A 26,362-nucleotide genomic window follows, 5' to 3' on the forward strand; every position below is an offset into this window, starting at 1 on the left:
CTAATAAATATTATTTGTCATATTTAGATGGAAAACCAGAAATTAAAGCTTTATAAAACACTGTTAATGATTTAAAAGTTGATTCAAGTAAATGGCGAAACAATCCCGCTTCTTATGTATTGGTGGATTTCTTAACGGTTCAGCTGTGAAAGATCAAGGTGACAGTTTTATCTGTGTTGAAAATGGCAAACAAGTAAGCTACCACAAAAAGGAAATTTTCCATCAAGACTCGTGGCATCAAGATTACTATGTATGCGAAACGACAACAGAGCAACAAGCACGAAACTGGGTTTATGATATCAGGACAGATTAGTTAAGCTAATATGATTTTGTTTGGTGTGCGGGCTTTTCAAATACGTATACGAAAAAAGCCCTTTGAAAAGGGCTTTTTTCAACTTACCAATCCTACCAATAACCCAGCATTTTCCACCAAAGTCCGCCAATCACCACAAAGATGATGATATTGACGACACTCATGACAAAGTTCTCTTTCCACCATGCACTAAGAATGGTTTAGTAGGATACAAATCACTTATCAAATGCCTGAGCAACATGATACATTTTAGCTTGATTTATATAACGATAAATATGGTATGGCTCAATTTTCATGGCAACTGCTAAGACGGTTTGTTTATAACAATCTGCATGATGATGACTATAAAAGCAAGGTGAGTACCTGTGTAAACTATGTACTGATTTCCCTAATCATTGCCAATGTTGCAGCGGTGCTACTGGAGTCAGTGAATGACTTGTATAAGCTATATCAGCCTTATTTCGATATTTTTGAAAATCTCTCAATCCTTATTTTTAGTGGTGAATATTTATTAAGGCTATGGAGCATCGTTGAGAAAAATCCACAGGAACCAGCATGGAAGCAGCGGTTTCGCTGGATGAAAAGTGGCGGGGCGATTATTGACCTAATGGCGATTTTACCTGCCTATCTCAATTTCTTTGTCCATCTTGATTTACGTTTCCTACGGGTATTACGACTATTCCGATTACTCAAACTAACCCGTTATTTTGTGTCATTGCAGATACTTTTACGTGTTATCCAGCGAGAAAAAGGTTCATTTCAGGCGGTTATTTTCATTTTGGTCATTATGATTGTGATGACGGCATCCGCAATTTACGTGGTGGAAAATAAAGCCCAGCCTGAAGCATTTAGCTCAATTCCAAAAGCGATGTGGTGGGCGGTTGTTACATTGACAACAGTAGGCTATGGTGATGTAACACCTGTAACCAATTTGGGTCGTATCCTGGGTGCATTCATTACAATTCTGGGTGTCGGTATTGCAGCTTTGCCCGCAGGTATTTTAGCTTCAGGCCTTGCCAATGAATTAAACCAGCGCAATCAAAGACTGGAACAGGAGTTTCGTGAAGCCTTGCAAGCCAAAGGGCTGGACTTGTTGCATGACCAAATTGAAATTGAACGAATTCGGAAAAAAGTGGGTTTACCAAAAGAGCAGACCCATGAAATTATCATCCAACTGGTCAAGGAGAAGTTACTTGAAGATCAGGAACAGGAAAAAAAGAAGTATCATTACTGTCCACATTGTGGTGAAAAATTATCCGAATAAACCTCAAGTTTATTGTCAGATTCAATGAAAAACAGAGTTGAAGATCAATTTTAAGAATCGAGTCATGTTAAGACAAAATAATAAAAATTAGAGGAGTGGATATGAGTCAAAAACTGATGTTGTGTTGTGCAGCATTTATTCTTATGGTGATTTTAATCATTTCAGGTATTCATCCATTTGACCGTGGTACATGGGTGATGGAGGTTTTACCTGTCTTAATTGTCGTTCCGTTATTGATTTACACCTATAAAACATTTCCGCTCACCAATCTCTTGTATAGCTTAATTTTTTTGCATGCCATTGTTTTAATTGTAGGCGGTGCCTATACCTATGCACGTGTGCCTTTTGGTTTTGAAATAGGTGAATGGTTGGGAATGGATCGCAATCCTTATGACAAAATTGGACATTTTATGCAGGGCTTTGTTCCCGCAATTGCCGCCCGTGAAATCCTGCTTAGAAACCAGATTTTGACCCAAGGAAAAATGCTCACTTTTATTGTGATCTGTATTGTGTTGGCGATTAGTGCAAGCTATGAGCTGATTGAATGGGCTGCTGCTTTAGTAATGGGACAAGGTGCTGAAGAGTTTTTAGGAACTCAGGGATATGAATGGGATACCCAGTCCGATATGTTCTTTGCCTTAATTGGAGCAATGGCTGCCTTGTTATTGTTGTCCAAATGGCATGACCGACAAATTGCAAAGCTGATAAATTAATCTAAATCAACTCATGAATCTGCCATTAAGAAACGACAGATTCTTTTTGCTGTGAGTATTTTGCATACGCCAGTGCAATGAGCAGAATTGCCAATCCACCTAGGCTTAAAACAAAGCCTACCCAAATCGGTGCCAACCAGCCCATATTGTGACTGAGTACCCATCCACCCAAAAATGCCCCAAGCGCATTGGCAAGGTTAAATGCGGAATGGTTGAGCGAGGCTGCCAAAGTTTGTGCATCACCTGCAATATCCATTAGATGGGTTTGTAATGCGCCACCTAGTCCAATTACGGTAAAGCCAATCAGGAATAAAGCGGCAATCGCTGTATAGAGGTTTGTCATCATAAAACTGGCTGCAACAAAAGCGAGTGCAGAACTGATCAAAATACCAATAATGGTTTTAAATAAGTTCTTGTCTGCCAACCAGCCCGCAACTAAACCACCGATCACCATACCTGTTCCCCAGATTGCCAGGGCAATTGGAACCACACGAATATCTGCATGGGTATATTCAGTCAAAATTGGCGACACATAACTATATACCGAGAACATCCCGCCAAAACCAATTGCACCAACAGCCAGTGTTAACCACATATTGATATTTTTTAAGCCTGCTAATTCAGCCTTGATACTGGCAGATTTTTGTAGAGGCATATTCGGTACAAACAGGCTTACCCCAATCAGAGTAATGAATGCAATCGCCGCAGAAAATTCAAAACCTGCTTTCCAGCCGAACTGCTGGCCTAACCATGTAGCGATTGGGACTCCAATAACATTGGCAATGGTTAAGCCCATCATCACTTGTGCAATTGCGGTTGCGCGGCGTTGTTTGCCTGCTAGTTCGGCTGCAACCAATGCAGCAACGCCAAAGTAAGCACCATGTGGAAAACCTGCAATAAAGCGGGAAATCAGCATGGCTTCTGGCGTAGTGGCAAAGGCGGTCGCCGCATTTGCCAGACCATAAAAAAGCATTAACCCCAACAACAGGGTTTTACGTGGAATCTTTGCCCCTAAAATGGCAATAATTGGTGCACCCACCATCACGCCTAACGCATAGGCACTAATAAAATATCCTGCATGTGGAACACTTACATTTAAATCTGTCGCAATTTCCTGAATCAACCCCATTGCAACAAATTCAGTTGTACCAATACAGAAGCTGCCAATTGCCAATGAAAAAATGACAAAGAATAAGGAATATTTCTGTGGTTGAGGGGATGGTGTGATGGGGCTTGGCACAGACATAACAACTCTGGAATAAAGATACCAGTCTATTATATTCGAGTCGCTTTTATAAAAATGAAAGATAACGTAATTTTTATATCTATAGATATCTGTAAATGGTGATCTTATACAGAAAAATTCTATATTATAATGATAATTATTTTCATTTGTGTATAATCAGGCTTATAAAACTTGAGGCTAAACAATTCAGATTGGTTAATGCCTGTATTGAGCAAAATCAAAGGTGGGGGAAACTCGTGAAAAGATTATTGATAGCATCATTTGTATTGGTTTCAGGCTATAGTTTAGCACATGAACCTTATGTTGCTCCTATTGCCTATAAAACTGAGCAAACTCAGGTGACTGTGGTCTCTGGCTATGCGGAAGAGGCATTGAACAGTGAATATGCATTAAAAAATGCCAAGTTTGAAATTACTGCGCCAGACCAGAAAAAAACAACAATTGAAGCAGCATCCACATTAAGCTCCGCCACAGTATTTGACTTAAAACTACCAGAAGCGGGCACTTATAATATTCAAACCAAAGCATCTTACCCATTGAAATATGTACAAGATCAAAAGGAATGGAAGTTGTTCTTTGATATGGCAGCAGATAAGGCCCCAGCAAAAAGTGAACGTGACTACGTCATTCCAGCCGATTTAAAAGGTAAAAAGTTCACTCCTGTTGAAATTACCCGTGAATGGACCTTATTGACCTATGTGACAAAAGATAAGAGTTCACCCGTTCAGGTAAATTCTGCGCCGATTCAGGTTCAGTTTTCGATTCATCCAAACGAGTTAAAAGCCAATCAGGCTGTGAAAGTTAAGATATCTAAGGCCAACCAGACTTTGGCAAATGCCAGTGTGGTCATTCGTGCCAAGGGTGCAACGGATGAGCAGGCCAAAAGCTTAAAAACGGATGCAAATGGAAATGCGGAACTCGTTTTCCCAGCATCAGGTGAATATCTTGTTGAGGTGAGTGAAATTGTGGATGGCAAACAGAAGCCAGAAAATCAGTTCTATAGCATTATTAGTTTATTTGTAAACTAATAATGCTGAGAGTTGATCCAAGCTGGATTGACTCTCCCATACAAAATGATAGGGGAAATGACTATTAGGGTCGATATTTAAACTATCTGTAGGATTTGCATTTATGGTAGGCTTAAGAAAAAAGGATAAGCCTATGGATGCAATCGTCACAAAAGATTTTTTAGCGATCACAGGATACACCCAAGCCATTTTAGAAATGGATGAATGGATCAGAGATAAACCTTATTTTTATCTGGTTAAAGACCATTATTTGGTGGATGAGGCAATTCGTGTCGAGTACATTATCATCCAGTAAGAAAATGGAGCTATACTGAGTGCAAAGTAATTCTCAATCAAATGTCGTTACTTGTACATACACTGGTAAAATATACGCTATCTCCCCCAATAAAGCCTTGCAGCCTATATCTTTAATTAGTGGCATAAGCCCTGCAATATCATGATATTGTTCAGGCATCAGGCGAAACTTAATCAAATTAACAAGACTATCGACCAAAGCCAGTATTTTGGTGGTCATCCTGGCTCTGGACTTACCTATAACCTGTCTGTTAATCCCCATTCTTTAAACAAAACAGAATGTTAGATTAAGCCATTTTCTTTTGCCATATATATGATGTATATATCTTAAAAAAGCCAAATTGATGGAATAGACAGTTTGGTTTTATGTCATAAAATGGTCACAATCGCATAGCATAGTGCATACGGTTTCATAAGTTATTTATATCGAGAAGAGTCTAATGTCTTTAAGAGTTGGTGTTGCTGCTTTTGGGTTATTGTTAAGTACTTCAGTTTTTTCGGCAGTTACCATCACTGCACCTGAGGAAATTGTGATTCTTGCGGTGAATGGTCAGGAAGTCAATAATGGCTTGATTCCGTCCAGCAAAAATAACTATCAGATTGATCCAGGTAATTTGACACTGAATGTACGTTACCGTGAGTATTTTGAACATTTAAATGGCGAACATGACATTGTTAAATCAGGTGTTGTCACCATTCAGGCATCTGATTTACAGGACAACCAGTCTTATACTTTGGGGCTGGTAAATGCGCCTAAAAACTTTGATGCCGCAAAAAAATATGCTGAACAGCCTACTGTAGCCATCTATGATCAAAATAAGAAGTTAATCGTTCAACAAACAGGCGCAAACAATGAAGCGCAGCCTTGGTTTTCAGGTAATAGCTTATTAGGGCGTACTCTGGATTTGACACAGAAGAATAAGAACAATGTGGTGAATCAACCCGCGCCTGTATATGCTGCAACCACAACCTCTGCAACTGTAGCAGCACCCATAGCCATAACGACAACAACTGGAACAGCCAAAACCACAGACCAGCAGTTGGCTGAGTTATGGCAGAAAGCGTCCAAAGCTGAACGTCAAAAGTTTATGGCATGGTTAGCAGGTCAAACTAACTGATTCAGTCATTGATTTGATAAAGACCGATGTTATCATCGGTTTTTTATTCACTTTATGAAATAGAATGTCTTTAAATATTAGAAAAGTAGAAAATGATGATCTGGAACAGCTTGTTGAATTAATCAATGCTGCTTACCGAACACAGTCGGGACGAAGCTGGACAACTGAACAGGCATTTGTGGCAGGTGATCGAATCAATAAAACCCAGTTAATCAACCAACTTGGTCAAATCAATTTTGAATTATTTATTGGTGAAGCGCAATCAAAGCAACTGGTTGCCTGTATCGGACTGAGTTATCAACAAGATAGTGTTGAAATCGGTACGTTTGCCATTGATCCCTCTATCCAAAATTCAGGTTTTGGCAAAGAGATACTTGCCTATGCTGAACAGTTTGTTATGCAAAACCATCCATCAATTACGCATTTCCTCATGTATGTACTGGATGTGAGAACTGAACTGATGGCTTATTATCAACGTCGGGGCTACCAGCTTACAGGAAAAACAGAGGCTTATCCTGTTGCGGCCAATGTAGGGCAGCCTTTAGTGCCTATTCAACTGGTTGAAATGAGGAAAGACATTTTAAGACAGCAATAAAAATTGCCACAACTTAAATCAGTCATGGCATTTTCGTTCAAACTAAATTAAGCCTGATTTTCAGTCATTGAGACTGTTTCAACAGATTTTTGTATTGACCAGATTGAACCAATCGGTGCGGTTTGAGCACGATCATTGGCTTGTTGATAGAAACGCAGAAATACTAGAGCAAGACCAATCGCAATAATATCAATCCAGATCAGGTGACCTGTTGAATACCAAAGTCCTTGAATCGGAAAGATATAAGCGACAATTGATGTGAATGGAATTAATAACAGTACAATCGCAATCGCAAGGAAGAACTGTGGTAATGCACGGGCTGCACCAATGACAAAGCTATAAGTTAAACTTGAGATAAACACCAGATAATAACTATACATGAATACATGGTTATGACTTTGTAATTGTGGTGTAATGACATATCCCCAGCGTCCTACCAGCATACTGCTAAACACGGCCAACATACAGCCTAAACATGCACCAATGGTTAAGTTTGCAATAAACATCACATCTTTACGTTGTTGCGGTGGTGGTAAATTTGGATTCTTCTGTTTACGCAAACGCGTCTCGATCCAAAGAATGTTACCTGAATAGAACAAATAAGCACCACCCAATCCAAAAAATACATAAATCCAGCGAATAGAGTCACCCCCATAATTACCAAAATGCAAGGCAAACATGGAACGGATCAATGAAGATACATTACTTTCTTCTGTCGACAATGTCTCTGTTGAATAAGGTTTGGCTTGGTAGGGGTTAAAGCTCATGTAATCAAAATTATCGCCCCGCATCATACGGTCAGGATGATACAACGCCACAAAAGCCGAGGCTCGTTCAGGATTGTCCAGATTACCGAAACGAATGGCATCAATACGATATTCAGGTGCTGCCTTTTGAACCTTGGCAAAAATCTGTTCTACATTCAGCTCGGGCCGAGGTTCAGCAATTTGTGTAGGTGCAGGACGTTCAAAAATCGGTTTTTGAATCACTTTAGCCAGTGTACCGTATAAAATATCGTGGAATGCAAATACCACCACAGTCACACTGATAATGATATGAAATGGCAAGCTGGTAATTCCAATCACATTATGCGTATCCAGCCAGAAACGCTTTTTATTTTTCCCTTTGCGGACAGCAAAATAATCACTTACTAGTGTTGGCAGCAACACAACCAGGCCTGACATGATTGCAAGAAAATACAGGACTGCAACGACACCCATTACCATTACACCCGCAGTATGATGACCAATCATGCCAGGGATGCCTGCTGTTTCATGCAGTTGCTCAATTAGCCAACCAAGTTTGGAGACATTCTGTTCTTTCGCAATGAGTTGACCATTCTGATCCAGCGTTGCCATCATACTGGTCTGGGCAATATCGAGATGATGGTCATCTTCCTCTCCCTCATGTGCAGCTTCCCAGTAGATCGGCGAATTATGTGCTTCTGGTGAGTTAAAGCTAAGCGTAAAGGCTTTTTGCGTTTCAGGATATTTTGCCTGTGCCTGTGTGACCAACTGGTTATATTGATTGAGTTGAATTGGCGCCAGTTTTTGTAGGGGTGGTGATGCCCATTGACTTAAATGATGCTGAAACATGCTGAGGCCACCTGCAAAAAAGCAGATGAACAACAAGATGCCTGCACTGATTCCAACCCATGTATGTAGGTTTTTGCCATGTTTGATGATATCTGCGCGAACTTTCATTTTAACCTCTTAAGCAGAACAGCAGTGCATAAGCAATGATATTGGCAATGCTAAAGATCACCAGACTTTGCCAACCTTTGGGAATAAAATAGGCAATAAAGAATACGAATAACCAAACCCATGGAATGCTCCACATGGCAAGCTGGCCTGGCAGGGAACGTTCCACATGAGGCAGTGTCAGTAAAAATACCAGTGCGCCAATTGCAACGGCAAAACTTAATCCTAGAAATAAACCCACCAGTGTTTTTGTCCACCAGTCTGGTTGAATTTTTTGTTTTGAGATATTCATTGGGTGTTGCTCCTTTTGAATAAATTCAGGAAAGGAATAAATGACCAGACCAGTGTCATCACAGCAAGCCAGATCAGGACAGCGACTAATTTTGGAATGGAAAAGAATAAAATCAGCAGACCTGCAACCAACCCAGTTGCACCCAAATAAGTGAACGTTTTAGAAAGGCTGGATTTGAGTAAAATTTGATTGGGATGGCAGAGATAAAGGCTAATACAGCCCAGTAGGGTAAGTAGGATCCCCAATAGTTTAAAAAGCATAATTGCCCCAAATAGCATTAATGATAATAATTATTGTTTATATTAGTAAAAAATAAAAGCATTAAATATCTAGGCAAGATTGTATTTATTTGGACTATCAATCAAATAAGGATATTTAATGGAGAATTTGTTCGATAATGATAATAATATTGATAAATATTCTCATTTGTGTAAAATGTAAGTAATTGTTAACTTACTGAGGGGTAAAGATGAAACACCATAATTTATATACAGCCATGATGCTTGTTATGGTTGGGGGAACATCTGGAACAATTCACGCAGCGGAATCAGCAGAAAACACAACATTACCGACCATCCATCTTAAAGCCGAGCAAGAAGCGACTGGTTATACCATTCAAAAATCAAAATCAGCTACAAAACTGGATTTATTTCTTAAAGAAACGCCTCAGACTGTTAGTGTAATTACTGAACAGCAAATAAAAGATCAAAATCTAACAAGTGTATCTGGAGTTCTTGATCAGATTCCTGGGGTTTATCGTCAAAGTTATGGTGCCACATCAGCATGGGGAACAGGCGGTGAATACACGTCTTATTATTCTCGCGGCTCAAAAATCTTAAACTTTCAAATAGATGGTTTATTGTCGAGTCCTGCTATAGAAGGGCGTAACAACAATGCTCTTAGTAATATTGATACCGCCGTTTTTGAGAATGTGACTGTGGTCAAAGGGGCCACTGGACTATTAAATGGAAGTGGTTTACCAAGTGCCAGTGTGAATTTTAATCGTAAACATGCCACAGCAAATGCACGGTCGTCTGCCAAAGTAAGTTTTGGTTCGTGGAATACGTGGCGTAGTGAGATTGATGCCTCTCAGTCTTTAAATAACACAGGCTCTATTCGTGGACGTGTTGTTGCAGCCCATCAACAAGGTGACAGCTGGCAGAAATGGGGAGATTCTCAATCAACTATTTTATATGGTGTGGTAGATGCTGATCTGACAGATAAAACAACCGTAAGTGTTGGTACTTCTGTTAGCCGTAATGAAAGTGATGGGCAAAGCATTCATGCTTATGCAAATTTTGATGCCAAGAACATTCTGTCTTCAATGGGGCGTAAGGATAATGCTTCACCTCGTTGGGCATATACCCATACAGACAATATCAGTGCCTTTGCCCAACTCAAGCATGAGTTTGAAAATCATTGGCTATTTAATGCGAACTATAATTTTTCCACCACAGATACAGAAAGTATTTATGGAGTAATTGGGTCAAATACATCTGGCGTATATGAAGTTAAAGAGGGTAAGCGGGTTCAGGTGATTGGGCCAGATGGTAAGCCTTTATATTACACAAACTATGAAAATAACACTTCAACCGTTACAGCAGGTTATCAACACACCAAACCTGTAGAACATTCTGTTGAGTTGGGATTAACAGGCCCATATCAATTATTGGGCCGAGAACATGAACTCATGGTAGGTGCCAATTTTCAGGATGTGGATCAAAATGACCCATATTACAACCGTGTGATGGGCGCACCTGGAGTAATTAATATAAAAACATGGAATGGAAATGTTGCTCAACCAAATGGATTATATACACCTGTAAAAACTGGAAACTCAATTCTACAATTTAGACAGTATGGTGGATATTTGGCAACTCGCTTAAATCTTTTAGATAACTTGAAAATGATTGTTGGTGGTCGTGTTTCGAACTTTGACTATTATTCAGAATCAGGTAATCAGAAAAATGGGACTACAATTAAGGTTGATCATCAGTTCGCACCTTATGCTGGGCTGGTTTTTGATTTAAGTCCTAAATGGGCTGTCTATGGTAGCTATACCAGTATTTTTTCACCACAAGCAAACAAAGACTATCAAATGAAATTGCTTGATCCAAAAGAAGGTGATAGCTATGAAGTTGGGGTAAAGGGTGAACTATTTGATGGTCGTGTAAATACCAGTTTGGCACTATTCCAGTCTGCTTTAGATAATATTGCAGTTGAAGCTGGAAAATATGTAACGAATGAAGAGGTGCCAGGTGCTATTGCAGGGAATAGCTACTATCGCTCTGCTCAAGGGGCAAAGACCAAAGGTTTTGATATCGCAGTTTCTGGAGAAATCTTGCCTAATTTAAATCTTAATGGTGGATATACTTATTCAGAGACGAAAGAGAAAGGTGAGCGCATTAATACTGATATTCCAAAAGATCAGTTCAAATTATTTGCCACTTATAAACTTACAGGTGCACTGGAAAAGTTAACCGTTGGCACTGGCCTGACATGGCAGAACAAGATTTATAGCAGCTATGATATGGATGGCTTTGCTCGTGACACCAATGGTCAGAAGGCTTTTACATTGGTCGATGCAATGGCCAAGTATGAATTGAACCCTGACATAACGATTGGCCTAAACCTAAGCAATATTACGGATAAGACATATCGTCTAAATACCTCAAATCAAACTTTCGGCGCACCACGTAGTGTGACAGGTTCTGTTTCATTCAAGTTCTAATTCTTTGGTAGTCTAAGTAATGAAAAAAGAGGAAGCAAATCTGCTTCCTCTTTTTTATTTGATAGTTTGGAAATCAATTACCAATCCAAATAAAGTAACCTAAAATCATCAAAGGCCAGGCAATAAAAGGGCTAAATAACCATTTCCATAACCAGAATCTTGGTATAAATCCCACGCCATGAATAAAGCCACCAGAAATTCCAATCATAACCAACATCAGTTGGCTATGGTTATAATGTCCGTTGGCATCCAGCATCAATGCAGGATGTACCAGTAAAATGGCAGCAAGGGGCAATGCCAACAAAAACGAAACGGTCATTGCAAGCACTTGTGCCTTACTATTCTTCGGTGTTGTCATTGCTTGAGCCATTACTTATTCCTCATCTAAATCTTGATGGTGTTCAATGTAGAGTGCACTCAGCACACCCGCAAAACATGCCATCAAAATGCCTAGAATCCATGCAAAATACCACATTTCACATCTCCTCATTAGTACAAACTATGTGAGTTTTCTTCAATTTGTTTGTTGGTGATGACACCCCACATTTTGTAGTAAGACCAAGAGGTATAGATCAAAATGAGAGGAACAAAAATACATGCGGCAACGGTCATAACCCCTAGTGTTTTATGGCTGGATACCGCATCCCACATGGTCAGGCTTGAAGCTGGATTGATGCTTGATGGCAATAAGAATGGGAACAATGCAAAACCAGCGGTTAGGATTGCGCCCACAATCATCAGGCTTGTACCTGTAAAGCTTGCGGCAGCTTTTTGCTTGCCCGCGCTGATAATCACCAGCAATGCACCAAGAATCGCTGCAATCGGTGCGGCCATCGTGATTGGATAAGTACCATAGTTATTCATCCAGCCATGATTGGTATTGGTCACTACATCTTTTGCCAGTGGATTTAGTGCGGCATTGGTATTAACCGCAGTAGCGTAGGCATAACCCTCGATACTTCCAAAGTATAACCATGCACCCGCTGCAAGGAAGCAGACCAGAAACACGATTGCCATGATCTGCGTTGCCTTGGCGGAACGGTTATGTAAGGCACCATCCGTGCGTAACATTAACCATGCACCGCCGTGAGCGCATAACATTGATAAACTTACGATACCACAGACAAGCGCAAATGGATTCAATAAGGCAAAGAAGCTACCTGTATATTGTGAACGCAACGTATCATCCAGACTGAATGGAACACCTAGGAATAAGTTACCAAACGCGACACCAAACACCAATGCTGGAACTGCACCACCAATACATAGACCCCAGTCCCAAGAGTTACGCCATTGGGTATTTTCCAGCTTGGAACGATAGTCAAATCCGACAGGTCGCAGGAACAGGGCAAATAGGACCAATAGTAATGCCCAGTACATGCCTGAGAATGCGACGGCATAAACCATTGGCCAGGCGGCGAACAGGGCACCGCCCGCAGTAATGAACCATACCTGATTGCCATCCCAGTGCGGCGCAATGGTGTTGATGGCGGCACGGCGTTCCGAGTCGGTCTTGCCTACGAATGGCATCAGTGCCATTGAGCCCATGTCGAAACCATCTGTGAGGGCAAAGCCAATCAGTAAAACACCAACCAGTACCCACCAGATAATTTTGAGAAGTTCATATTCGATCATGATTGAGCCTCCCCAGTTTTTGCAGCCAGTTTCTCAAAGTGATATTTACCAGTATGTAAAGAACTTGGACCTAAACGAGCAAATTTGATCATTAAGTACATCTCAATGATAAGAAGTACGGTATAGAACGCTGCAAGTGCGATGATTGAACCCCACACATCACCCGTGCTTACGCTTGAAGCAGATAAATGTGTTGGCAGGATTTCACCGATTGACCAAGGTTGACGACCACCCTCAGCCACATACCAACCTGTTTGGGCCGCAATCCATGGGAGTGGGAGAGCAAACAAGGCATATTTAAGTAACCAGGGCTTGTTTTCTGCGTTGCGTTTTGCCACAGCCCAAGTTGCCAAAAGGAACAGCAATAGCATGAGGAAGCCAGAGGCAACCATGGCACGGAAAGAGAAGAACAATGCCGCTACATTAGGAATGGTGTCCTTTGTTGCTGCCTGAATGTGTTCTTCAGTTGCATCGACCACATTTGGAGAATATTTTTTCAATAAAAGGCCATAACCCAAGTCTTTCTGGTTTTTCTCAAATGAAGCAAGCAAGTCAGGAGATCGGTCTCCAGCACGAAGTTTTTCCAGCTCACTGTATGCAACCATACCATTACGGATACGGATTTCGTGTTCCTTCATCAAGTCATGGATACCAGTGACCTGTTTATCGGTAGAACGTGTGGCAATCAGTCCCATTACAAAAGGAATCTTGATTGCATAGTCGGTACGCATTTCTTTCTGGTTGGGAATACCAAACAGGGTAAATGCAGCTGGCGCAGGTTCTGTATGCCATTCAGCTTCAATTGCAGCAAGTTTGGTTTTTTGAACATCACCTAGCTCATAGCCCGATTCATCACCCAGTAAGATGACGCATAGGGTTGAGGCTAAACCGAAAATTGCGGCGATTGCGAAAGAGCGGCGTGCAAATGGTAAATCACGTTTCTTTAACAGGTAATAACTTGAGATCGCAAGTACAAAGATTGAACCTGTGACATAACCCGCAGAAACTGTGTGTACGAATTTAACCTGGGCAACAGGGTTGAAGATCAACGCGCCGAAGTCCACCAGTTCCATACGCATGGTTTCATAGTTAAATGCAGCACCAACGGGGTTCTGCATCCAGCCGTTGGCAATCAAAATCCACAGGGCAGACATATTGGAGCCAATTGCAACCAGCCACGTTACCCCTAAATGCTGCACTTTTGAGAGGCGATCCCAACCAAAGAAGAACAGGCCAATAAAGGTGGATTCAAGGAAGAAAGCCATCAGGCCTTCAATTGCGAGTGGCGCACCGAAGATGTCACCAACATAATGCGAGTAATACGCCCAGTTGGTACCAAACTGGAATTCCATGGTTAAGCCAGTGGTCACACCAAGGGCAAAGTTAATTCCGAAGAGTTTTCCCCAGAACTTGGTCATGTCTTTATAAATTTCTTTACCTGAAATCACATACGTGGTTTCCATAATGGCAAGAATAAACGCCAGACCTAGAGTGAGAGGAACGAAAAGAAAGTGATACATTGCGGTCATTGCGAATTGGAACCGCGAAAGATCGACCACGCTTTCAGAAATCATCAACGTGTCTCCTGATTGTTGGGCAGGTCACCAGCAATACGCTCGGCAACTTGATTGTTAAAATCTTTTGGAATGGTTGGGGCATCGAACCAGATATGTTTAATCAGCATAAGAATTGCAACTTTAATAATTAGAATAATTGCTATTTCCCAGATTAATCTTCGGTTTGGGTCTTGAGAACTTGTCTTCATTGAGCCAGCCTCATATTTTTAAAGATGTTACACATTATTAATTAAAATTCATTAAAAATAAACCTTTTGTATACTTTAAATAAATGTATATTGTTATGTTATATAAAACAATAACTTAAAATTTAATTTTGGTTTTTAATAAATTGTTTTCTGAAATTTTTATTTTATGAATTAATCCGATTAAAATAGTCATGTTTGTGAATTTAAATCCGATTAAAAAGATAGGGTTAATAATGAATTAAATAAAAATAAAACCAAGTAAAATGGTATGAATATAAAAACCATAATATTAACAAATGCTTGTGATTTTATTTACATAAAGAAATATTAACTACAATGAAATATCCATAAAACCTAGTGTATTAGTAGAGTTTTTGTTGAAAATGTAATGCATTTCTCTTTTATGTTTTGGTGTAAACTTGGATCAGGAATATGAGAAAAATGAAAGACTAAAGTTTTAAAATTTCAGCTATTTTTTTTGTAACAATTTGTAATATTGGCGATTAAATCCTTTTGATCTCATTGAGACTGTGAGGAAATCAACTTTTTATATGATTTAAGACAAGTCTAAGCTCAGTCTGGTGTGAATAACTTGTTGGAAATTGATATTTTTTTTGCCAGATAGTATGAGTTGGATTTTTGGCTAATGAGCAACACCTGGGATTGCAATTCCAGTTCACCATATTCAGGCTCAACCTGAACATAGTACAGTTGACCAAACTCATCACGTACACGTGCCTGGGCAGAGAATCCTGGTCGTGCGTTACCTGTGGAAATGGTTGCCAGACGCCCAACCAAATTGGTATGAGTATGCGTGACTTTAGGTTTAATCACCTGATCCAGACAGTGAATCATAAACACGGTAAAGAAAATATCGATGATCAATGCTGGGATAAAAAGGTAATAGGGTGAAATAAAGTAATGCTGCAAGGCAAAGAATGACAATTCCAGAAAATAGCCAGCAAAACTGAAATTGATGAGTAAAAAAACAAAGATGAGATACTTGGAAAATTTAACATCAAGTAGCGGTGAATGAAGTAACCATTCGGGTGTTAGCTTTTTAACCAGATGACTTGGGCGCAACCCAATAAAGATACCGATGGTTTCTGCAATGCTGAGCAAGACCAGTGCCACCACACTCATGTGAAATGGCATCAGGTAATAATTGAGAAAAAACTCAGTCATTGCAGAATTCATGATTTAGGCACTAATCAATATAAATACCACCATCGGAGTGGACTTCCAAATTTACTTTTTCAAGGAAGTCACCTAAGCATGGACCTGAAATACATTCGCCTGTTTCTACAGAGAACAAGGCACCATGTGTAGAACATTGAATATATTCACCGTCCTGGTCCAGAAATTGATTCTCCAGATATTCAAGCTCAGTTTGCAAATGCGGACAAAGATTATTGTAGGCATAAAATTGTCCGTCACGCTGGGTGATGAAGATAGTCTTTCCTTTCATGGTGTCATATGCACGTGCTTCACGTTCAGGGACTTCCTCAGTCATGCAAATCTTTTCCATGTTATGCACATTCCTGTTGTGTGGATTTGAATTGTTCAAATAGCTTGGCGTAGTTTTCGACAGCTAAACGTGGGCCGAATTGAGCAACAACCTCACTGGAAATTAAAATGGCAAGCTGGGCAGCCGATTCCAGACCGAGGCCTGCATTGATGGCATATAAAAATGCACCCGCAAAGGCATCACCCGCACCATTGGTATCCACAGCATCAACATGCCGTCCAGCCACATGGAACTGTTGGGCTGGATCAATAATCACCGCACCATTGGCGCCCTGTGTGATTACGATATGCTGATTGTTTAATTTTAATGCTGCAATGGCATCATCAAGATTCTCTGTATTGGTAAACATCAATGCTTCCTGTTCATTACAGAACAGTAAGTCAACGCCATCATCCAGTAATTCTTCCAAACCTTGACGGGCATATTGCACCATTGCTGGATCGGAAAGAGATAGGGCGATTTTCACCCCATGCGCTTTTGCAAGTTCACGGGTCTGTTTGACTGCAATACGCGCCGTATCACTGGTTGATAAGTAACCCTCGATATATAGCCATTTTGCTGTTTTTAATGGTTCAAAGTCGATTTGCTCAGCAGACAATTCAGCGGTAATCCCTAGATAGGTATGCATGGTACGTTCTGAATCAGGGCTGATCAGTACCATACAGGTTCCTGTTACGCCTTCGCTGATTGATCGGGTTGTGGTGTGGATACCCGCATCATTTAAACCATTCAGATAAATTGAACCAAGTTCGTCGTTACCGACACGGCATCCATAAAAAGCGGTTCCACCCAATGCGCTGAATGCAACGGTGGTATTTGCTGCTGAACCACCACTGGCTTGACCTTTATAAGTTTGTGTATCCTGTAGTTGCTGGTATAAAGCGGCCTGGGTGTCGCCATCAGTCAACTGCATTGTGCCTTTTTGCAAAGCCTGCTGTGTTAAAAACTCATAAGAAACTTTAAATTCCTGGTCAATGAGTGCATTTCCAATTGCAAAAAGATCAACAGTTGCCATGTTTGTCATCACAGTAAAAATCAAAAGCTAAAGTTTACACCAATGCTCAGGATTACAGTAGTTTGTTGAAAAAAATTCAAGTGATGTAGGGTTAATTCAAAGATTAAAGGGGTGAATGATGATGTTGGACAGCTTTAAAATTGAACGAGTTTTGGAATTACCCCCACAACTTGATGTACTGATTAAATATTCACAAAGTGAGAATTTCCGCTTCCTAAATAAACTAAAGCAGGATTTTCAAGCAGGTGAAAATTGCTTTGATCAGCATGGAGAGGCTTTATTTGCTGTCTATACCCCGAAAGATCAATTGATTGCTGTAGCTGGACTAAACCAAGATCCTTTTCACCATTCAGGGCAAGTCGGGCGTTTACGGCGTTTTTATATTCATCCTGATTATCGTCGACAAGGTGTTGGAGCTTACTTGCTCCAATATATTGAACAGTATGCACAGACTTATTTCCATGAACTGCATTTATTTACTGACACTGCAAATGCAGCCAGTTTTTATCAGAAAATGGGCTATGAACCCGTAGATTTACCAAACACTAATTTTAGGAAGATTTTTTGAACGGGTATGGATCACCACTCGCTGAATTTTTCTACAAAAACATACCAATTTACATGGATATCCGTGCATATTCTTCGGTAGACTCTCTATAATCAATAGCGTTAATTAAATAGATAAATTGGAGATCACATGACTGTCGATGTTTCTGAAAGCATTACTCAAACAATTCACCCTGCGTTTCAGCTATTACGTCAACACCATGTAGAAGCACTTGATATTCACGTTTCAGAATATAAACATAAAGTGACGGGTGCGGTTCACTATCATCTCGCGACCAACAATGATGAAAATGTGTTTCTGGTGGCGTTTAGAACGCAACCGATGGATTCAAAGGGAACCGCACATATTTTAGAGCATACCGCTTTATGTGGTTCTGAGAAGTTTCCAGTCCGCGATCCATTCTTTTTAATGATCCGCCGCTCATTGAATACCTTTATGAATGCCTTTACCGCGGCAGACTGGACCGCATATCCATTTGCAACGCAGAATAAGAAAGATTTTCAAAACCTGTTGTCGGTTTATTTAGATGCTGCCTTTGCCGCAAACCTGAATCCTCTGGACTTTGCCCAGGAGGGAATCCGTATTGAGCTAGAGAATGATCAGGCGGTTTATAAAGGTGTGGTGTTTAATGAAATGAAAGGGGCAATGAGTTCTCCTACAGACCAGCTTTATCATCAATTGGCCTATCATCTATTCCCTGAAACCACCTATCACTACAACTCTGGCGGTGATCCAAAAGACATTCCAGATTTGAGTTATGAACAGTTAGTTGAGTTCTACAAAACCCATTACCATCCAAGTAATGCGGTATTTATGACCTTTGGTAATCAAAGTGCATATGATCTGCAAGAACAGTTTGAAAAACTGGCCTTGCATAAATTCTCCAAAGGAACAACTTTATATTCTACACCTGAGAAGCGTTTAACCGCACCCATTGAGGTGACTGAATCCTACGCAGTGGATAGTGAAGACCTGAAAGATAAGACCTATCATGTGATGTCATGGTTATTGCCTGAAACCAGCGATATTAAGCTGCGTTTAGGTATGCGTCTGGTTGAGGGGATTTTACTGGAAAATTCAGCTTCACCATTGCGTCATTATCTGGAAACCTGTGGCTATGCACAGTCCACAGGGCCATTAATGGGGGTGGATGACAGCAATTTTGAAATGACATTTTATTGTGGCATACAAGGTTCAAATGCAGAATATGCTGAAAACTTTAAGAGTGGCGTATTAAACATTCTACAGGAAGTTGCATCCAAGCCTGTTGATACTGATTTGGTCGATGCAATTCTGCATCAGATTGAATTGCATCAACGTGAAATCAATGGTGATGGCACACCGTATGGCTTAAGCCTGATCCTGAATGGTTTAGGCAGTGCGATTCACCATAATGACCCGATTCATGTCTGGGATGTGGATTCTGCGATTGAACAGGTTAAGGAAGAATTAAAAGACCCAATGTGGTTATCCAAACTGATTCAAACGCATCTGCTGGATAATCCACACCGTGTACAAATGACTTTGGTTCCTGATGCAACTAAATCGGTGAAAGAGCAACAGGCTGAACAGGCTCGTTTGGCTGAGATTACGGCAAACCTGACTGAAGCCCAGAAAATCGCGATTCAGGAAAAAACTGAGGCACTAAAAAAACGTCAGGATACACCTGATGATCTTGAGCTATTGCCAAAAGTGGGACTGGAAGATGTTCCTGCTGATTTACATATTGTGCAAGGTCAGTTGCGTGAGATTATCTGTAATGGTCTGGATACACCATTAAATCTTTATCATGCAGGCACCAACGGTATTTATTACCAACAAGTGTTGATTCAGATTCCTGACGAAATTGTGCAGTCACCGTATTTCAACTTACTTTCGATTTTAATGGGAGAAGTCGGTGCGGGTGAATACGACTACCTTGAATTGCAGCAACTCCAGACCGCAGTCAGTGGTGGACTAGGTATGGGTGCATCTCTACGCAGCAAGGTGGATAATAGGGATCGGATCAGTGCATGGCTGACCCTCACCACCAAGTCATTAACGCAGAAGCTTGATGCCATTCAGTTATTAAAATTGGCATTTGAACAGCTTCGCTTTGATGAGAAAGACCGTATCATCGAACTATTGCAGCAACGGAAAACCCGTTGGCAATCACGTTTGTCTGGTTCAGGGCATAGCTATGCGATGCAGACTGCCTCACGTCAAATGAGTGCACTTGCTCGCCGTGACTATCACAATACAGGTTTGGGTGCGCTTAACTGGCTGAGTGATTTAGTCACTAAGATTGATCAGGACGAAGATACCTATAATGTATTAATTGCTGAATTACAGGCAATTCATCGTAAGCTATTGCAGGCTCCTAAACAGTTCCTATTGGTGTGTGAAGAGCATCAATCTGACCGTTTAGTGGAAGAAGTACAAAATGTCTGGGACAAGTTGCAAGTCAATAGAGAACCTGTCACTTTAACTCAAGTTGAACAAGTCAATACAAAAAATGATGAAGCATGGCTGATCCAGGCCAATGTGCAGTTCTGTGCTTCTGCCTATCAGGCGGTTGATGTTGCCCATGCTGATGCTGCACCGTTAATGGTATTGGCTGCCTACCTGCGTAATGGCTTTTTGCATAGTGCCATCCGTGAAAAAGGTGGAGCGTATGGTGGGGGAGCCAGTTATGATGGCAATGCCTGCTCATTCCGTTTTTATAGCTACCGTGATCCACGATTGGCGGAAACATTTAATGATTTTGAAGCCAGTGTGCAATGGTTGCTGAATACCGAACAGCAGTCGCATCAACTTGAAGAGGCGATTTTAGGTCTGGTTGCAGGTATGGATAAGCCTGGTTCACCTGCTGGTGAGGCAATTACAGCGTGTTATGCCCGTACACCGAAATTCCGTAAAATGCTACGTGAACGCCTGTTAAAGGTGACTCTGGATGATTTAAACCGTGTGGCAAAACAGTATTTGTTGCAACAGAAACCTGTGAAAGCAGTGGTTGCGCCATTTGCAAAACGTGAAGAACTACAGCAACTCGGATTTAGTATCCAACAGGTCAATTAAAATAAGAATCGGAGAAAATTATGGCGTTCAAATCTTTTGATCGGGGTCATTTGGAGTTTAGTGTGGTGGCTATACTAGGCTCTCTAACCACATCATTTACCCATGCGCAGACAACGGCGCCAGCCAGTCCCGCAACAGTTGAAGCCTGTGTGGCATTGGCTTCAAATGCTGAACGTCTGGCTTGTTATGATGGGCTTTTTAAGGCACCGACCATTATTCAGCCGCAGGCTCAGGTGGCTGAACCTGTGATTGCTGCCACATCTGTATCGGTTTCTGAAACCAATGAAAAAGCCAAGCCTGAATCTTTAAAGGATAAGGTGGTTCAAAAAGTCAGTGACCTACATTTGTTGGGTGCTGCGCCTAAGTTTGATCCGAATGTTTCCTTGTTGGATCGCCGTTGGGAGCTGTCAGAAGAAAGTAAGTTAGGCGTATGGAATATTCGTGCCTATCAACCTGTTTATTTACTGCCAGTGTTCTGGACCAGTGACAAGAATGAATTTCCAAGCAGTCCAAACCCACAAAATACCGTCAATGAGAAACAGGAATTAACCTCTAGTGAGGCAAAGTTCCAGATTTCCTTTAAGACCAAGGCGTGGGAAAACATTCTGGGTAATAATGGCGATTTATGGGTAGGTTATACTCAGTCTTCGCGTTGGCAGGTTTACAACTCTGAGGAATCACGTCCATTTCGTGAGACAAATTATGAACCTGAAGCAAGTTTAATGTTTAGAACCAATTATGAAATTTTAGGGCTAAACGCACGTTTGCTAGGTGTCACTTTAAACCATCAATCCAATGGACGTTCTGATCCATTGTCGCGTAGTTGGAATCGGATGATTTTTAATCTGGGTTTTGAAAAAGACAACTTTGCTTTGATGCTTCGCCCTTGGTATCGCATTGAGGAAGAAGCAAAGGATGATAATAACCCTGATATTAAGGATTATATTGGTCGTGGTGATTTAACCGCATTTTATCGCAAGGGAGAAAATGACTTTTCTCTTATGCTGCGTCATTCCCTTAAAGGTGGTGATAAATCACATGGCGCGGTGCAGTTTGACTGGGCATTTCCAATCAAGGGCAAACTGCGTGGTCATTTACAACTCTTTGATGGATATGGTGAAAGCCTGATTGACTATAACCACCGTGCAACCTATGCAGGTTTGGGTGTGTCGTTAATGAACTGGTATTAAATGACTTTAAATATTCCAGAAACATTATTGCAGCTTGAGGCAAATTGTGGGGTGTTTGCGGTCTGGCTGATTATAAAGCAATATCAAACCCATATTGATATTGCTGACCTTATTCAATTATGCCGCCATGATCAGGAAGAGGGAACATTTACCATTGCCTTGGCTGTGGCCTTGAAAAAATTGGGATTTGAAGTGTCGCTGTATACTGATCCTGACCCAAATATTGATGAGAAAGAACAGCAAAGTTATGTTGATGCACAACGCCTAAAGATTCCTATTCGGGCTGCCTTGACTTATGCAGAGATTCAACAGGCATTTGAAGCGGGTAAATTTGTGATTGTATTTTATGATAGCTTGCAGGGTGTTGGGAATCAGTCCTTGATCTATTCAGTTTATGAACAGGAAATCAGTTTTTGTGATCATTTTGAAGTCATGTCTAAAACTGAATTTGAACGACAGCGTCAAGCTGATGGAATTTGTCGGCAAGTCATTGTGGTTGAGCAGGGAAATATATCAGCTTTCTAGCTAGCCTCAATTTTTGGACGATTTACCCAATCTGAATGTTGGCAATGGCATGTTTTAAACGACTTTTCTTTGGCGTTGCAATTAAGTAGGCAAGGGTGAGTGGACCCAAACGGCCTGTATACATCAGTAAACTGAGAACAAATAAACTGCCATCATGCAGTTCACCTGTTGCGCCACGCGATAGGCCTACCGTACAGGCGGCGGAAACCACCTCAAACATCAGGTCAAGCGCATCCAGTTTAGGTTCTAGAAGCAACAGGATGAAGCAACCTGTAAATACTAGCATCCCTGTAATCGCGGTGACCGCGAGAGCTTTATAGGTGGTTTCCTGTGACACGGAATGGTTGAAAATACGGATTTCTTCATTGCGTCTTAAAAATGAAATCACACATAACACCAGAATAACGAAAGTGCCTACTTTAATGCCGCCTGCCGTACTCAGGGAACCACCACCAATAAACATGAGCAACATGGTCAGTAAGGCGGTACTATGTTCCATCGCACCTGTATCAATGGTATTGAAACCAGAAGAGCGGGGAACTGTGGCCTGAAACCAGGCATTCATGGCTTGTTCACCCAGACTCATAGAACCTAAAGTCAGTGGGTTATTGGATTCTAATAGCCATATTAAAACAAAAGCCACCAGATTCAGGATGGCGATTGTACTGAGAATCAGTTTGCTGTTCGGTGTGAGTTTGCTCCAGCGTTTATTCTGCTTGATGTCAATTAAAACCAGAAAGCCAATCCCACCCAAGGTATATAGTAAACTGATGGTGAGACAAATGAGGTAATGGCTCTGGAAGCTCATTAAATTATTGTCAAATAATGAGAACCCCGCGTTGTTAAACGCAGAAACACTGTAAAAAACTGCATAATATAGTCCACGTGCAAAGCCGTAGATGGGCGTGAATGAGGCAGTTAATATAATGACACCGATCAGTTCAAAAAATAGGGTATAAATCACCACACCTTTGGCGACAAAAGTCACTTTGGAGAGGCTGGTTTGTCCTAAACTGTCCTGTGCCATCATTTGCTGTTTCAGACCAAGTTTTGGGGCAAGGCTTAATGCCGCCAAAATTGCAAAGGTCATAAAACCCAAACCACCAGACTGGATCAGTAACAAGATAATAAACTGCCCAAAATGGTTGAACGATTCACTCAAGTTCACCACAGATAAACCTGTAATCGTTACCGCAGAAGTTGCGGTAAACAAGGCATCCATCCAACTGACATTACCATTATTGGCAAAAGGTAGTTTTAGTAATATTGTCCCGATCAGAATAAAACTAAGAAAACCAATTGCCAACAATGAGGGTGGGCTCAGGTTGAATATCTTTTGTGAATTTATTTTTATTGTCATTTATAGGAAACATCCTGAGAGTTTTTTAAGATGATGCAGTGAACCCTCTAAAATCAGGATGTCACCTGCCTGTAAAGTGAAATTGCTATCAGTTTCATAAATCACCTGTTGGTTCCGTTTCAATAACAATAATTTAATATGTGGTTCCTGTTGCAGAATGCCTGACAGGTTTACATTGTTGAGTTTATCCTGTACAGGCACCTTGACAATATAATGTTCGTCGCCTAAATCCATATAACGGCTGACCATAGGGTAATTTAATGCCTGTGCAACCCGAACCCCCATATCTTCTTCAGGATGAATAATTTTACTGACATGCAAATGCGACAAAATGGTGTGATGTGCCTTGGTCTTGGCCTTGACCAGAATTTTTTCCACACCCAAATTTTTTAAGTTTAAAACGCATAAAATACTGGCTTCAATATCTTCACCAATCGCGACCACCACAGCATCGCAATTTTGAATATTCAGCTCATCCAAGACATGTTCATCGGTTGCATCCGCAATAACGGCATGGGTGATCTGATCCGATATATTTTCAACATTGCGCTTAATGGTATCAATGCCAATGACATCATGTTTTAGTCGGGTAAGTTCCAGTGCCACAGTTGCACCGAAACTTCCTAAACCAATCACTGCAAACTGTGCCATATCTGTCCTTAACTAAATGATAAAAATATCTTTTTATTTATTCTAAGTGTTCTAAATTGAATGATATGTAAGATTTTGTGAGTTAAGATGAGTGGATGAGATTATGAAATAAATTTGTATTATTCAGATTGATCGTTGTAGGGGCGAACTGCGTTCGCCCAAAAGGATAACAAGTGTAAAATTGATTTATATTTTACATAAGGCGAACACAGTTCGCCTCTACGTATTTATTTTAAGAAACGCTGATAACCAATATTGTTGCTGATTTCTGCATATGGATAGGTAATTTTTTCTAGTGTTTCAATCAGGCCATCAGGATTCTGTTTGGCATCAGTCGCCTGTAGTCCCACCAATACACGACCTTCAGCGGCACCGTGGTTACGATAGTGGAACAGGGTGATGTTATGTGTTGGACCTAAACGTTCAAGGAAAGTCAGCAAGGCACCAGGACGCTCTGGAAACTCAACACGGAATAAGCGTTCATTTTCAAGGTTGGCATGACCACCAATCAAGTAACGAATATGCAGCTTCGCAACTTCATCATCCGATAAGTCATCCACATCATATTGTTGCTTGAGTAATTCATGGATTTCGTGACGTTCAGTTTCACCACCTTTTAGGCTAATGCCGACAAAAACCTGTGCCTGATTGCTGTCACTGGCCCGATAGTTAAACTCGGTGATATTGCGTCCTTGCAGGGCGCGGCAGAATTGCAGGAAAGCCCCTTTCTGCTCTGGAATGGTAACCGCATAAATCGCTTCTTTACGCTCGCCCAATTCAGTTCGTTCTGCAATATAACGCAGACGATCAAAATTCATGTTGGCACCACAAACAATTGACACCATGTTTTTGTCTGTTAATTGATGTTCTGCCACATATTTCTTGATTCCAGCGAGTGCCATTGCGCCTGATGGCTCAACAATACAGCGGTTTTCATCATAGGTGTCTTTAATCGCCGCACAAATTTCATCCGTATCAACCGTGACAATAACAGGTTCAACAATTGGGCCTGAACTGTCTGATTTCATTAAGCGAATCATTTCAAATGGTAATTCACCAATCTGGGCCACCGCCGTACCATCTGCAAATAAACCCACATGCGGTAAAATCACACGTTCATTGCTTTCAAGTGCGGCCTTTAGGCAGGCAGATTCCTCATATTCAACCCCCACCACCTTGACATGAGGGGCAACCTCACCTAAATAGGCAGCCACACCTGCAATCAGTCCACCACCACCTACAGCAACAAAGACATATTCCACATCACGCCATTGACGGAGTAATTCATTGGCAATGGTGCCCTGACCAGCAATCACCAGTTCATCATCATAAGGAGGGATAAAGACCAGGCCCTCAGTTTCAGCACGTTGTTTGGCATATTTATTGGCAATATCAAAGCTGTCACCATGCAGGACAACCTGACCACCCAGATTTTTTACCGCTTGTACCTTAATGTCTGGCGTGGTGCTTGGCATAACAATAATGGCAGGGATGCCGAGTTTTTTTCCAGATAAGGCCACACCTTGCGCATGGTTACCCGCAGAGGCACAAATGACACCACGCGCTAATTGATCTTTGGGAAGTTGGCTGATACGGTTATACGCACCGCGTAGTTTGAACGAAAATACAGGCTGTAAATCTTCACGTTTAAATCGAATGTTATTGTTAATTTTTTGACTAATTCGTGGAGCTGCTTCAAGCGGTGTTTCAATCGCAACATCATAAACCGTTGCTTGTAAAATTTGTCGTACCACACGAGACAGCATGTTCATCT

Annotated in this window: 28 protein-coding genes and 1 pseudogene; 12 read left to right on the forward strand and 17 right to left on the reverse strand. The window is 41.0% G+C overall.

Going from position 1 to position 26,362, the window contains the following annotated elements; all coding sequences use genetic code 11:
- Positions 1-91: 91 nt before the first annotated feature.
- Positions 92-313 carry a hypothetical protein gene (locus tag QLH32_RS01025; protein WP_279959992.1) on the forward strand — a complete coding sequence of 74 codons (222 nt, stop codon included), beginning with the start codon at positions 92-94 and terminating at the stop codon, positions 311-313.
- Between the two features lie 92 nt (positions 314-405).
- On the opposite strand, the pseudogene QLH32_RS01030 reads toward QLH32_RS01025, so the two are convergent.
- Positions 406-513, reverse strand: a pseudogene (locus tag QLH32_RS01030) (anion permease); the annotation flags it as partial.
- An 80-nt stretch (positions 514-593) separates the two neighbouring features.
- Between QLH32_RS01030 and QLH32_RS01035 the strand changes: the two are divergent.
- Both QLH32_RS01035 and QLH32_RS01040 read left to right on the forward strand, forming a co-directional pair.
- Positions 594-1,577 (forward strand): ion transporter, encoded by a 984-nt coding sequence (locus tag QLH32_RS01035; protein WP_283267646.1) that lies wholly within the window; start codon positions 594-596, stop codon positions 1,575-1,577.
- Between the two features lie 101 nt (positions 1,578-1,678).
- A complete protein-coding gene (locus tag QLH32_RS01040; RefSeq protein ID WP_283267648.1) occupies positions 1,679-2,290 on the forward strand; it encodes a DUF2238 domain-containing protein in 612 nt (203 codons plus the stop codon).
- A gap of 25 nt (positions 2,291-2,315) precedes the next feature.
- On the opposite strand, the gene QLH32_RS01045 is transcribed toward QLH32_RS01040, so the two are convergent.
- Positions 2,316-3,536: an MFS transporter gene (locus tag QLH32_RS01045; RefSeq protein WP_283267649.1), complete on the reverse strand. Its 1,221-nt coding sequence runs from the start codon at positions 3,534-3,536 to the stop codon at positions 2,316-2,318.
- A 236-nt stretch (positions 3,537-3,772) separates the two neighbouring features.
- Here QLH32_RS01045 and QLH32_RS01050 point away from each other — a divergent pair, with 236 nt between their 5' ends.
- Together QLH32_RS01050 and QLH32_RS01055 are read left to right on the forward strand one after the other, a co-directional pair.
- The gene (locus tag QLH32_RS01050; RefSeq protein ID WP_283267651.1) at positions 3,773-4,564 is read left to right on the forward strand and encodes a DUF4198 domain-containing protein; all 792 of its coding nucleotides are present in this window, start codon (positions 3,773-3,775) and stop codon (positions 4,562-4,564) included.
- A gap of 133 nt (positions 4,565-4,697) precedes the next feature.
- The gene (locus QLH32_RS01055; protein WP_267979287.1) at positions 4,698-4,859 is read left to right on the forward strand and encodes a hypothetical protein; all 162 of its coding nucleotides are present in this window, start codon (positions 4,698-4,700) and stop codon (positions 4,857-4,859) included.
- A 33-nt stretch (positions 4,860-4,892) separates the two neighbouring features.
- Here the strand turns inward: QLH32_RS01055 and QLH32_RS01060 are convergent, their stop codons facing one another.
- Positions 4,893-5,078, reverse strand: coding sequence for a hypothetical protein (locus QLH32_RS01060; RefSeq protein WP_283267652.1), 186 nt, complete (start codon positions 5,076-5,078; stop codon positions 4,893-4,895).
- Positions 5,079-5,298: 220 nt separating this feature from the next.
- Between QLH32_RS01060 and QLH32_RS01065 the strand changes: the two genes are divergently transcribed.
- Positions 5,299-5,976 carry a YccT family protein gene (locus tag QLH32_RS01065; RefSeq protein ID WP_283267653.1) on the forward strand — a complete coding sequence of 226 codons (678 nt, stop codon included), beginning with the start codon at positions 5,299-5,301 and terminating at the stop codon, positions 5,974-5,976.
- Between the two features lie 64 nt (positions 5,977-6,040).
- Positions 6,041-6,571, forward strand: a complete 531-nt coding sequence (locus QLH32_RS01070) for a GNAT family N-acetyltransferase (RefSeq protein WP_283267654.1) — start codon at positions 6,041-6,043, stop codon at positions 6,569-6,571.
- A 47-nt stretch (positions 6,572-6,618) separates the two neighbouring features.
- Here QLH32_RS01070 and QLH32_RS01075 read toward each other — a convergent pair whose 3' ends face one another.
- The 3 genes from QLH32_RS01075 to QLH32_RS01085 are packed head-to-tail and all read right to left on the reverse strand — an operon-like array spanning position 6,619 to position 8,823.
- Positions 6,619-8,274, reverse strand: a complete 1,656-nt coding sequence (locus QLH32_RS01075; RefSeq protein ID WP_283267655.1) for a PepSY-associated TM helix domain-containing protein — start codon at positions 8,272-8,274, stop codon at positions 6,619-6,621.
- 1 nt (position 8,275) lies between these two features.
- Positions 8,276-8,563 carry a hypothetical protein gene (locus QLH32_RS01080; RefSeq protein WP_267979291.1) on the reverse strand — a complete coding sequence of 96 codons (288 nt, stop codon included), beginning with the start codon at positions 8,561-8,563 and terminating at the stop codon, positions 8,276-8,278.
- Complete coding sequence (locus tag QLH32_RS01085) at positions 8,560-8,823, reverse strand: hypothetical protein (RefSeq protein WP_267979292.1); 264 nt, start codon at positions 8,821-8,823, stop codon at positions 8,560-8,562. Before QLH32_RS01085 ends, QLH32_RS01080 begins: the two co-directional genes overlap by 4 nt.
- Positions 8,824-9,032: 209 nt before the next feature.
- Between QLH32_RS01085 and QLH32_RS01090 the strand changes: the two genes are divergently transcribed.
- Positions 9,033-11,294, forward strand: coding sequence for a TonB-dependent siderophore receptor (locus QLH32_RS01090; protein ID WP_283267656.1), 2,262 nt, complete (start codon positions 9,033-9,035; stop codon positions 11,292-11,294).
- A 73-nt stretch (positions 11,295-11,367) separates the two neighbouring features.
- On the opposite strand, the gene QLH32_RS01095 is transcribed toward QLH32_RS01090, so the two are convergent.
- The 8 genes from QLH32_RS01095 to QLH32_RS01130 all read right to left on the reverse strand — a co-directional run bounded on the left by QLH32_RS01095 (position 11,368) and on the right by QLH32_RS01130 (position 17,237).
- Positions 11,368-11,664: a cyd operon YbgE family protein gene (locus QLH32_RS01095; RefSeq protein WP_279959152.1), complete on the reverse strand. Its 297-nt coding sequence runs from the start codon at positions 11,662-11,664 to the stop codon at positions 11,368-11,370.
- A 3-nt stretch (positions 11,665-11,667) separates the two neighbouring features.
- Positions 11,668-11,769 (reverse strand): cytochrome bd-I oxidase subunit CydX, encoded by a 102-nt coding sequence (cydX, locus tag QLH32_RS01100; RefSeq protein ID WP_002120988.1) that lies wholly within the window; start codon positions 11,767-11,769, stop codon positions 11,668-11,670.
- 14 nt (positions 11,770-11,783) lie between these two features.
- Positions 11,784-12,929 (reverse strand): cytochrome d ubiquinol oxidase subunit II, encoded by a 1,146-nt coding sequence (gene cydB / locus QLH32_RS01105; protein WP_283267662.1) that lies wholly within the window; start codon positions 12,927-12,929, stop codon positions 11,784-11,786.
- The gene (locus tag QLH32_RS01110) at positions 12,926-14,503 is read right to left on the reverse strand and encodes a cytochrome ubiquinol oxidase subunit I (protein WP_267979298.1); all 1,578 of its coding nucleotides are present in this window, start codon (positions 14,501-14,503) and stop codon (positions 12,926-12,928) included. Before QLH32_RS01110 ends, cydB begins: the two co-directional genes overlap by 4 nt.
- Positions 14,503-14,694, reverse strand: a complete 192-nt coding sequence (gene cydP / locus QLH32_RS01115; RefSeq protein ID WP_004799125.1) for a cytochrome oxidase putative small subunit CydP — start codon at positions 14,692-14,694, stop codon at positions 14,503-14,505. Before cydP ends, QLH32_RS01110 begins: the two co-directional genes overlap by 1 nt.
- A gap of 573 nt (positions 14,695-15,267) precedes the next feature.
- Positions 15,268-15,879: an OB-fold-containig protein gene (locus QLH32_RS01120; RefSeq protein WP_279959149.1), complete on the reverse strand. Its 612-nt coding sequence runs from the start codon at positions 15,877-15,879 to the stop codon at positions 15,268-15,270.
- 22 nt (positions 15,880-15,901) lie between these two features.
- A complete protein-coding gene (locus tag QLH32_RS01125; protein ID WP_262450799.1) occupies positions 15,902-16,207 on the reverse strand; it encodes a Rieske (2Fe-2S) protein in 306 nt (101 codons plus the stop codon).
- 16 nt (positions 16,208-16,223) lie between these two features.
- A complete protein-coding gene (locus QLH32_RS01130) occupies positions 16,224-17,237 on the reverse strand; it encodes an adenosine kinase (RefSeq protein WP_283267664.1) in 1,014 nt (337 codons plus the stop codon).
- 118 nt (positions 17,238-17,355) lie between these two features.
- Here QLH32_RS01130 and QLH32_RS01135 point away from each other — a divergent pair, with 118 nt between their 5' ends.
- The 4 genes from QLH32_RS01135 to QLH32_RS01150 all read left to right on the forward strand — a co-directional run bounded on the left by QLH32_RS01135 (position 17,356) and on the right by QLH32_RS01150 (position 22,577).
- Positions 17,356-17,805, forward strand: a complete 450-nt coding sequence (locus tag QLH32_RS01135; RefSeq protein ID WP_432442293.1) for a GNAT family N-acetyltransferase — start codon at positions 17,356-17,358, stop codon at positions 17,803-17,805.
- A 129-nt stretch (positions 17,806-17,934) separates the two neighbouring features.
- Positions 17,935-20,862 (forward strand): insulinase family protein, encoded by a 2,928-nt coding sequence (locus QLH32_RS01140; RefSeq protein ID WP_283267667.1) that lies wholly within the window; start codon positions 17,935-17,937, stop codon positions 20,860-20,862.
- 20 nt (positions 20,863-20,882) lie between these two features.
- Positions 20,883-22,052: a phospholipase A gene (locus QLH32_RS01145; RefSeq protein ID WP_283267668.1), complete on the forward strand. Its 1,170-nt coding sequence runs from the start codon at positions 20,883-20,885 to the stop codon at positions 22,050-22,052.
- The gene (locus QLH32_RS01150; RefSeq protein WP_283267669.1) at positions 22,053-22,577 is read left to right on the forward strand and encodes a cysteine peptidase family C39 domain-containing protein; all 525 of its coding nucleotides are present in this window, start codon (positions 22,053-22,055) and stop codon (positions 22,575-22,577) included.
- 22 nt (positions 22,578-22,599) lie between these two features.
- Here the strand turns inward: QLH32_RS01150 and QLH32_RS01155 are convergent, their stop codons facing one another.
- The 3 genes from QLH32_RS01155 to ilvA form a co-directional block, all read right to left on the reverse strand.
- On the reverse strand, positions 22,600-23,937 hold the full coding sequence (locus tag QLH32_RS01155) for a TrkH family potassium uptake protein (RefSeq protein ID WP_267979307.1): 1,338 nt from the start codon (positions 23,935-23,937) through the stop codon (positions 22,600-22,602).
- Entirely contained in the window at positions 23,938-24,588 is a 651-nt protein-coding gene (locus QLH32_RS01160) for a potassium channel family protein (protein WP_267979308.1), read from the reverse strand. It abuts the gene before it with no gap.
- Positions 24,589-24,815: 227 nt separating this feature from the next.
- On the reverse strand, positions 24,816-26,360 hold the full coding sequence (ilvA, locus tag QLH32_RS01165) for a threonine ammonia-lyase, biosynthetic (protein ID WP_283267671.1): 1,545 nt from the start codon (positions 26,358-26,360) through the stop codon (positions 24,816-24,818).
- Positions 26,361-26,362: the final 2 nt, after the last annotated feature.

The sequence above is a fragment of the Acinetobacter corruptisaponis genome (assembly GCF_030053775.1).
Classification (GTDB): Bacteria; Pseudomonadota; Gammaproteobacteria; order Pseudomonadales; family Moraxellaceae; genus Acinetobacter; species Acinetobacter corruptisaponis.

Excerpts from the sequence above, each read along its gene's own strand:
- QLH32_RS01025 (WP_279959992.1), top strand. The coding sequence starts at position 92 with ATGGCGAAACAATCCCGCTTCTTATGTATTGGTGGATTTCTTAACGGT.
- QLH32_RS01035 (WP_283267646.1), top strand. The coding sequence starts at position 594 with ATGGCTCAATTTTCATGGCAACTGCTAAGACGGTTTGTTTATAACAAT.
- QLH32_RS01040 (WP_283267648.1), top strand. The coding sequence starts at position 1,679 with ATGAGTCAAAAACTGATGTTGTGTTGTGCAGCATTTATTCTTATGGTG.
- QLH32_RS01045 (WP_283267649.1), bottom strand. The coding sequence starts at position 3,536 with ATGTCTGTGCCAAGCCCCATCACACCATCCCCTCAACCACAGAAATAT.
- QLH32_RS01055 (WP_267979287.1), top strand. The coding sequence starts at position 4,698 with ATGGATGCAATCGTCACAAAAGATTTTTTAGCGATCACAGGATACACC.
- QLH32_RS01060 (WP_283267652.1), bottom strand. The coding sequence starts at position 5,078 with ATGACCACCAAAATACTGGCTTTGGTCGATAGTCTTGTTAATTTGATT.
- QLH32_RS01065 (WP_283267653.1), top strand. The coding sequence starts at position 5,299 with ATGTCTTTAAGAGTTGGTGTTGCTGCTTTTGGGTTATTGTTAAGTACT.
- QLH32_RS01070 (WP_283267654.1), top strand. The coding sequence starts at position 6,041 with ATGTCTTTAAATATTAGAAAAGTAGAAAATGATGATCTGGAACAGCTT.
- QLH32_RS01075 (WP_283267655.1), bottom strand. The coding sequence starts at position 8,274 with ATGAAAGTTCGCGCAGATATCATCAAACATGGCAAAAACCTACATACA.
- QLH32_RS01080 (WP_267979291.1), bottom strand. The coding sequence starts at position 8,563 with ATGAATATCTCAAAACAAAAAATTCAACCAGACTGGTGGACAAAAACA.
- QLH32_RS01085 (WP_267979292.1), bottom strand. The coding sequence starts at position 8,823 with ATGCTTTTTAAACTATTGGGGATCCTACTTACCCTACTGGGCTGTATT.
- QLH32_RS01090 (WP_283267656.1), top strand. The coding sequence starts at position 9,033 with ATGAAACACCATAATTTATATACAGCCATGATGCTTGTTATGGTTGGG.
- QLH32_RS01095 (WP_279959152.1), bottom strand. The coding sequence starts at position 11,664 with ATGGCTCAAGCAATGACAACACCGAAGAATAGTAAGGCACAAGTGCTT.
- cydX (WP_002120988.1), bottom strand. The coding sequence starts at position 11,769 with ATGTGGTATTTTGCATGGATTCTAGGCATTTTGATGGCATGTTTTGCG.
- cydB (WP_283267662.1), bottom strand. The coding sequence starts at position 12,929 with ATGATCGAATATGAACTTCTCAAAATTATCTGGTGGGTACTGGTTGGT.
- QLH32_RS01110 (WP_267979298.1), bottom strand. The coding sequence starts at position 14,503 with ATGATTTCTGAAAGCGTGGTCGATCTTTCGCGGTTCCAATTCGCAATG.
- cydP (WP_004799125.1), bottom strand. The coding sequence starts at position 14,694 with ATGAAGACAAGTTCTCAAGACCCAAACCGAAGATTAATCTGGGAAATA.
- QLH32_RS01120 (WP_279959149.1), bottom strand. The coding sequence starts at position 15,879 with ATGACTGAGTTTTTTCTCAATTATTACCTGATGCCATTTCACATGAGT.
- QLH32_RS01125 (WP_262450799.1), bottom strand. The coding sequence starts at position 16,207 with ATGACTGAGGAAGTCCCTGAACGTGAAGCACGTGCATATGACACCATG.
- QLH32_RS01130 (WP_283267664.1), bottom strand. The coding sequence starts at position 17,237 with ATGGCAACTGTTGATCTTTTTGCAATTGGAAATGCACTCATTGACCAG.
- QLH32_RS01135 (WP_432442293.1), top strand. The coding sequence starts at position 17,356 with ATGATGTTGGACAGCTTTAAAATTGAACGAGTTTTGGAATTACCCCCA.
- QLH32_RS01140 (WP_283267667.1), top strand. The coding sequence starts at position 17,935 with ATGACTGTCGATGTTTCTGAAAGCATTACTCAAACAATTCACCCTGCG.
- QLH32_RS01145 (WP_283267668.1), top strand. The coding sequence starts at position 20,883 with ATGGCGTTCAAATCTTTTGATCGGGGTCATTTGGAGTTTAGTGTGGTG.
- QLH32_RS01150 (WP_283267669.1), top strand. The coding sequence starts at position 22,053 with ATGACTTTAAATATTCCAGAAACATTATTGCAGCTTGAGGCAAATTGT.
- QLH32_RS01155 (WP_267979307.1), bottom strand. The coding sequence starts at position 23,937 with ATGACAATAAAAATAAATTCACAAAAGATATTCAACCTGAGCCCACCC.
- QLH32_RS01160 (WP_267979308.1), bottom strand. The coding sequence starts at position 24,588 with ATGGCACAGTTTGCAGTGATTGGTTTAGGAAGTTTCGGTGCAACTGTG.
- ilvA (WP_283267671.1), bottom strand. The coding sequence starts at position 26,360 with ATGAACATGCTGTCTCGTGTGGTACGACAAATTTTACAAGCAACGGTT.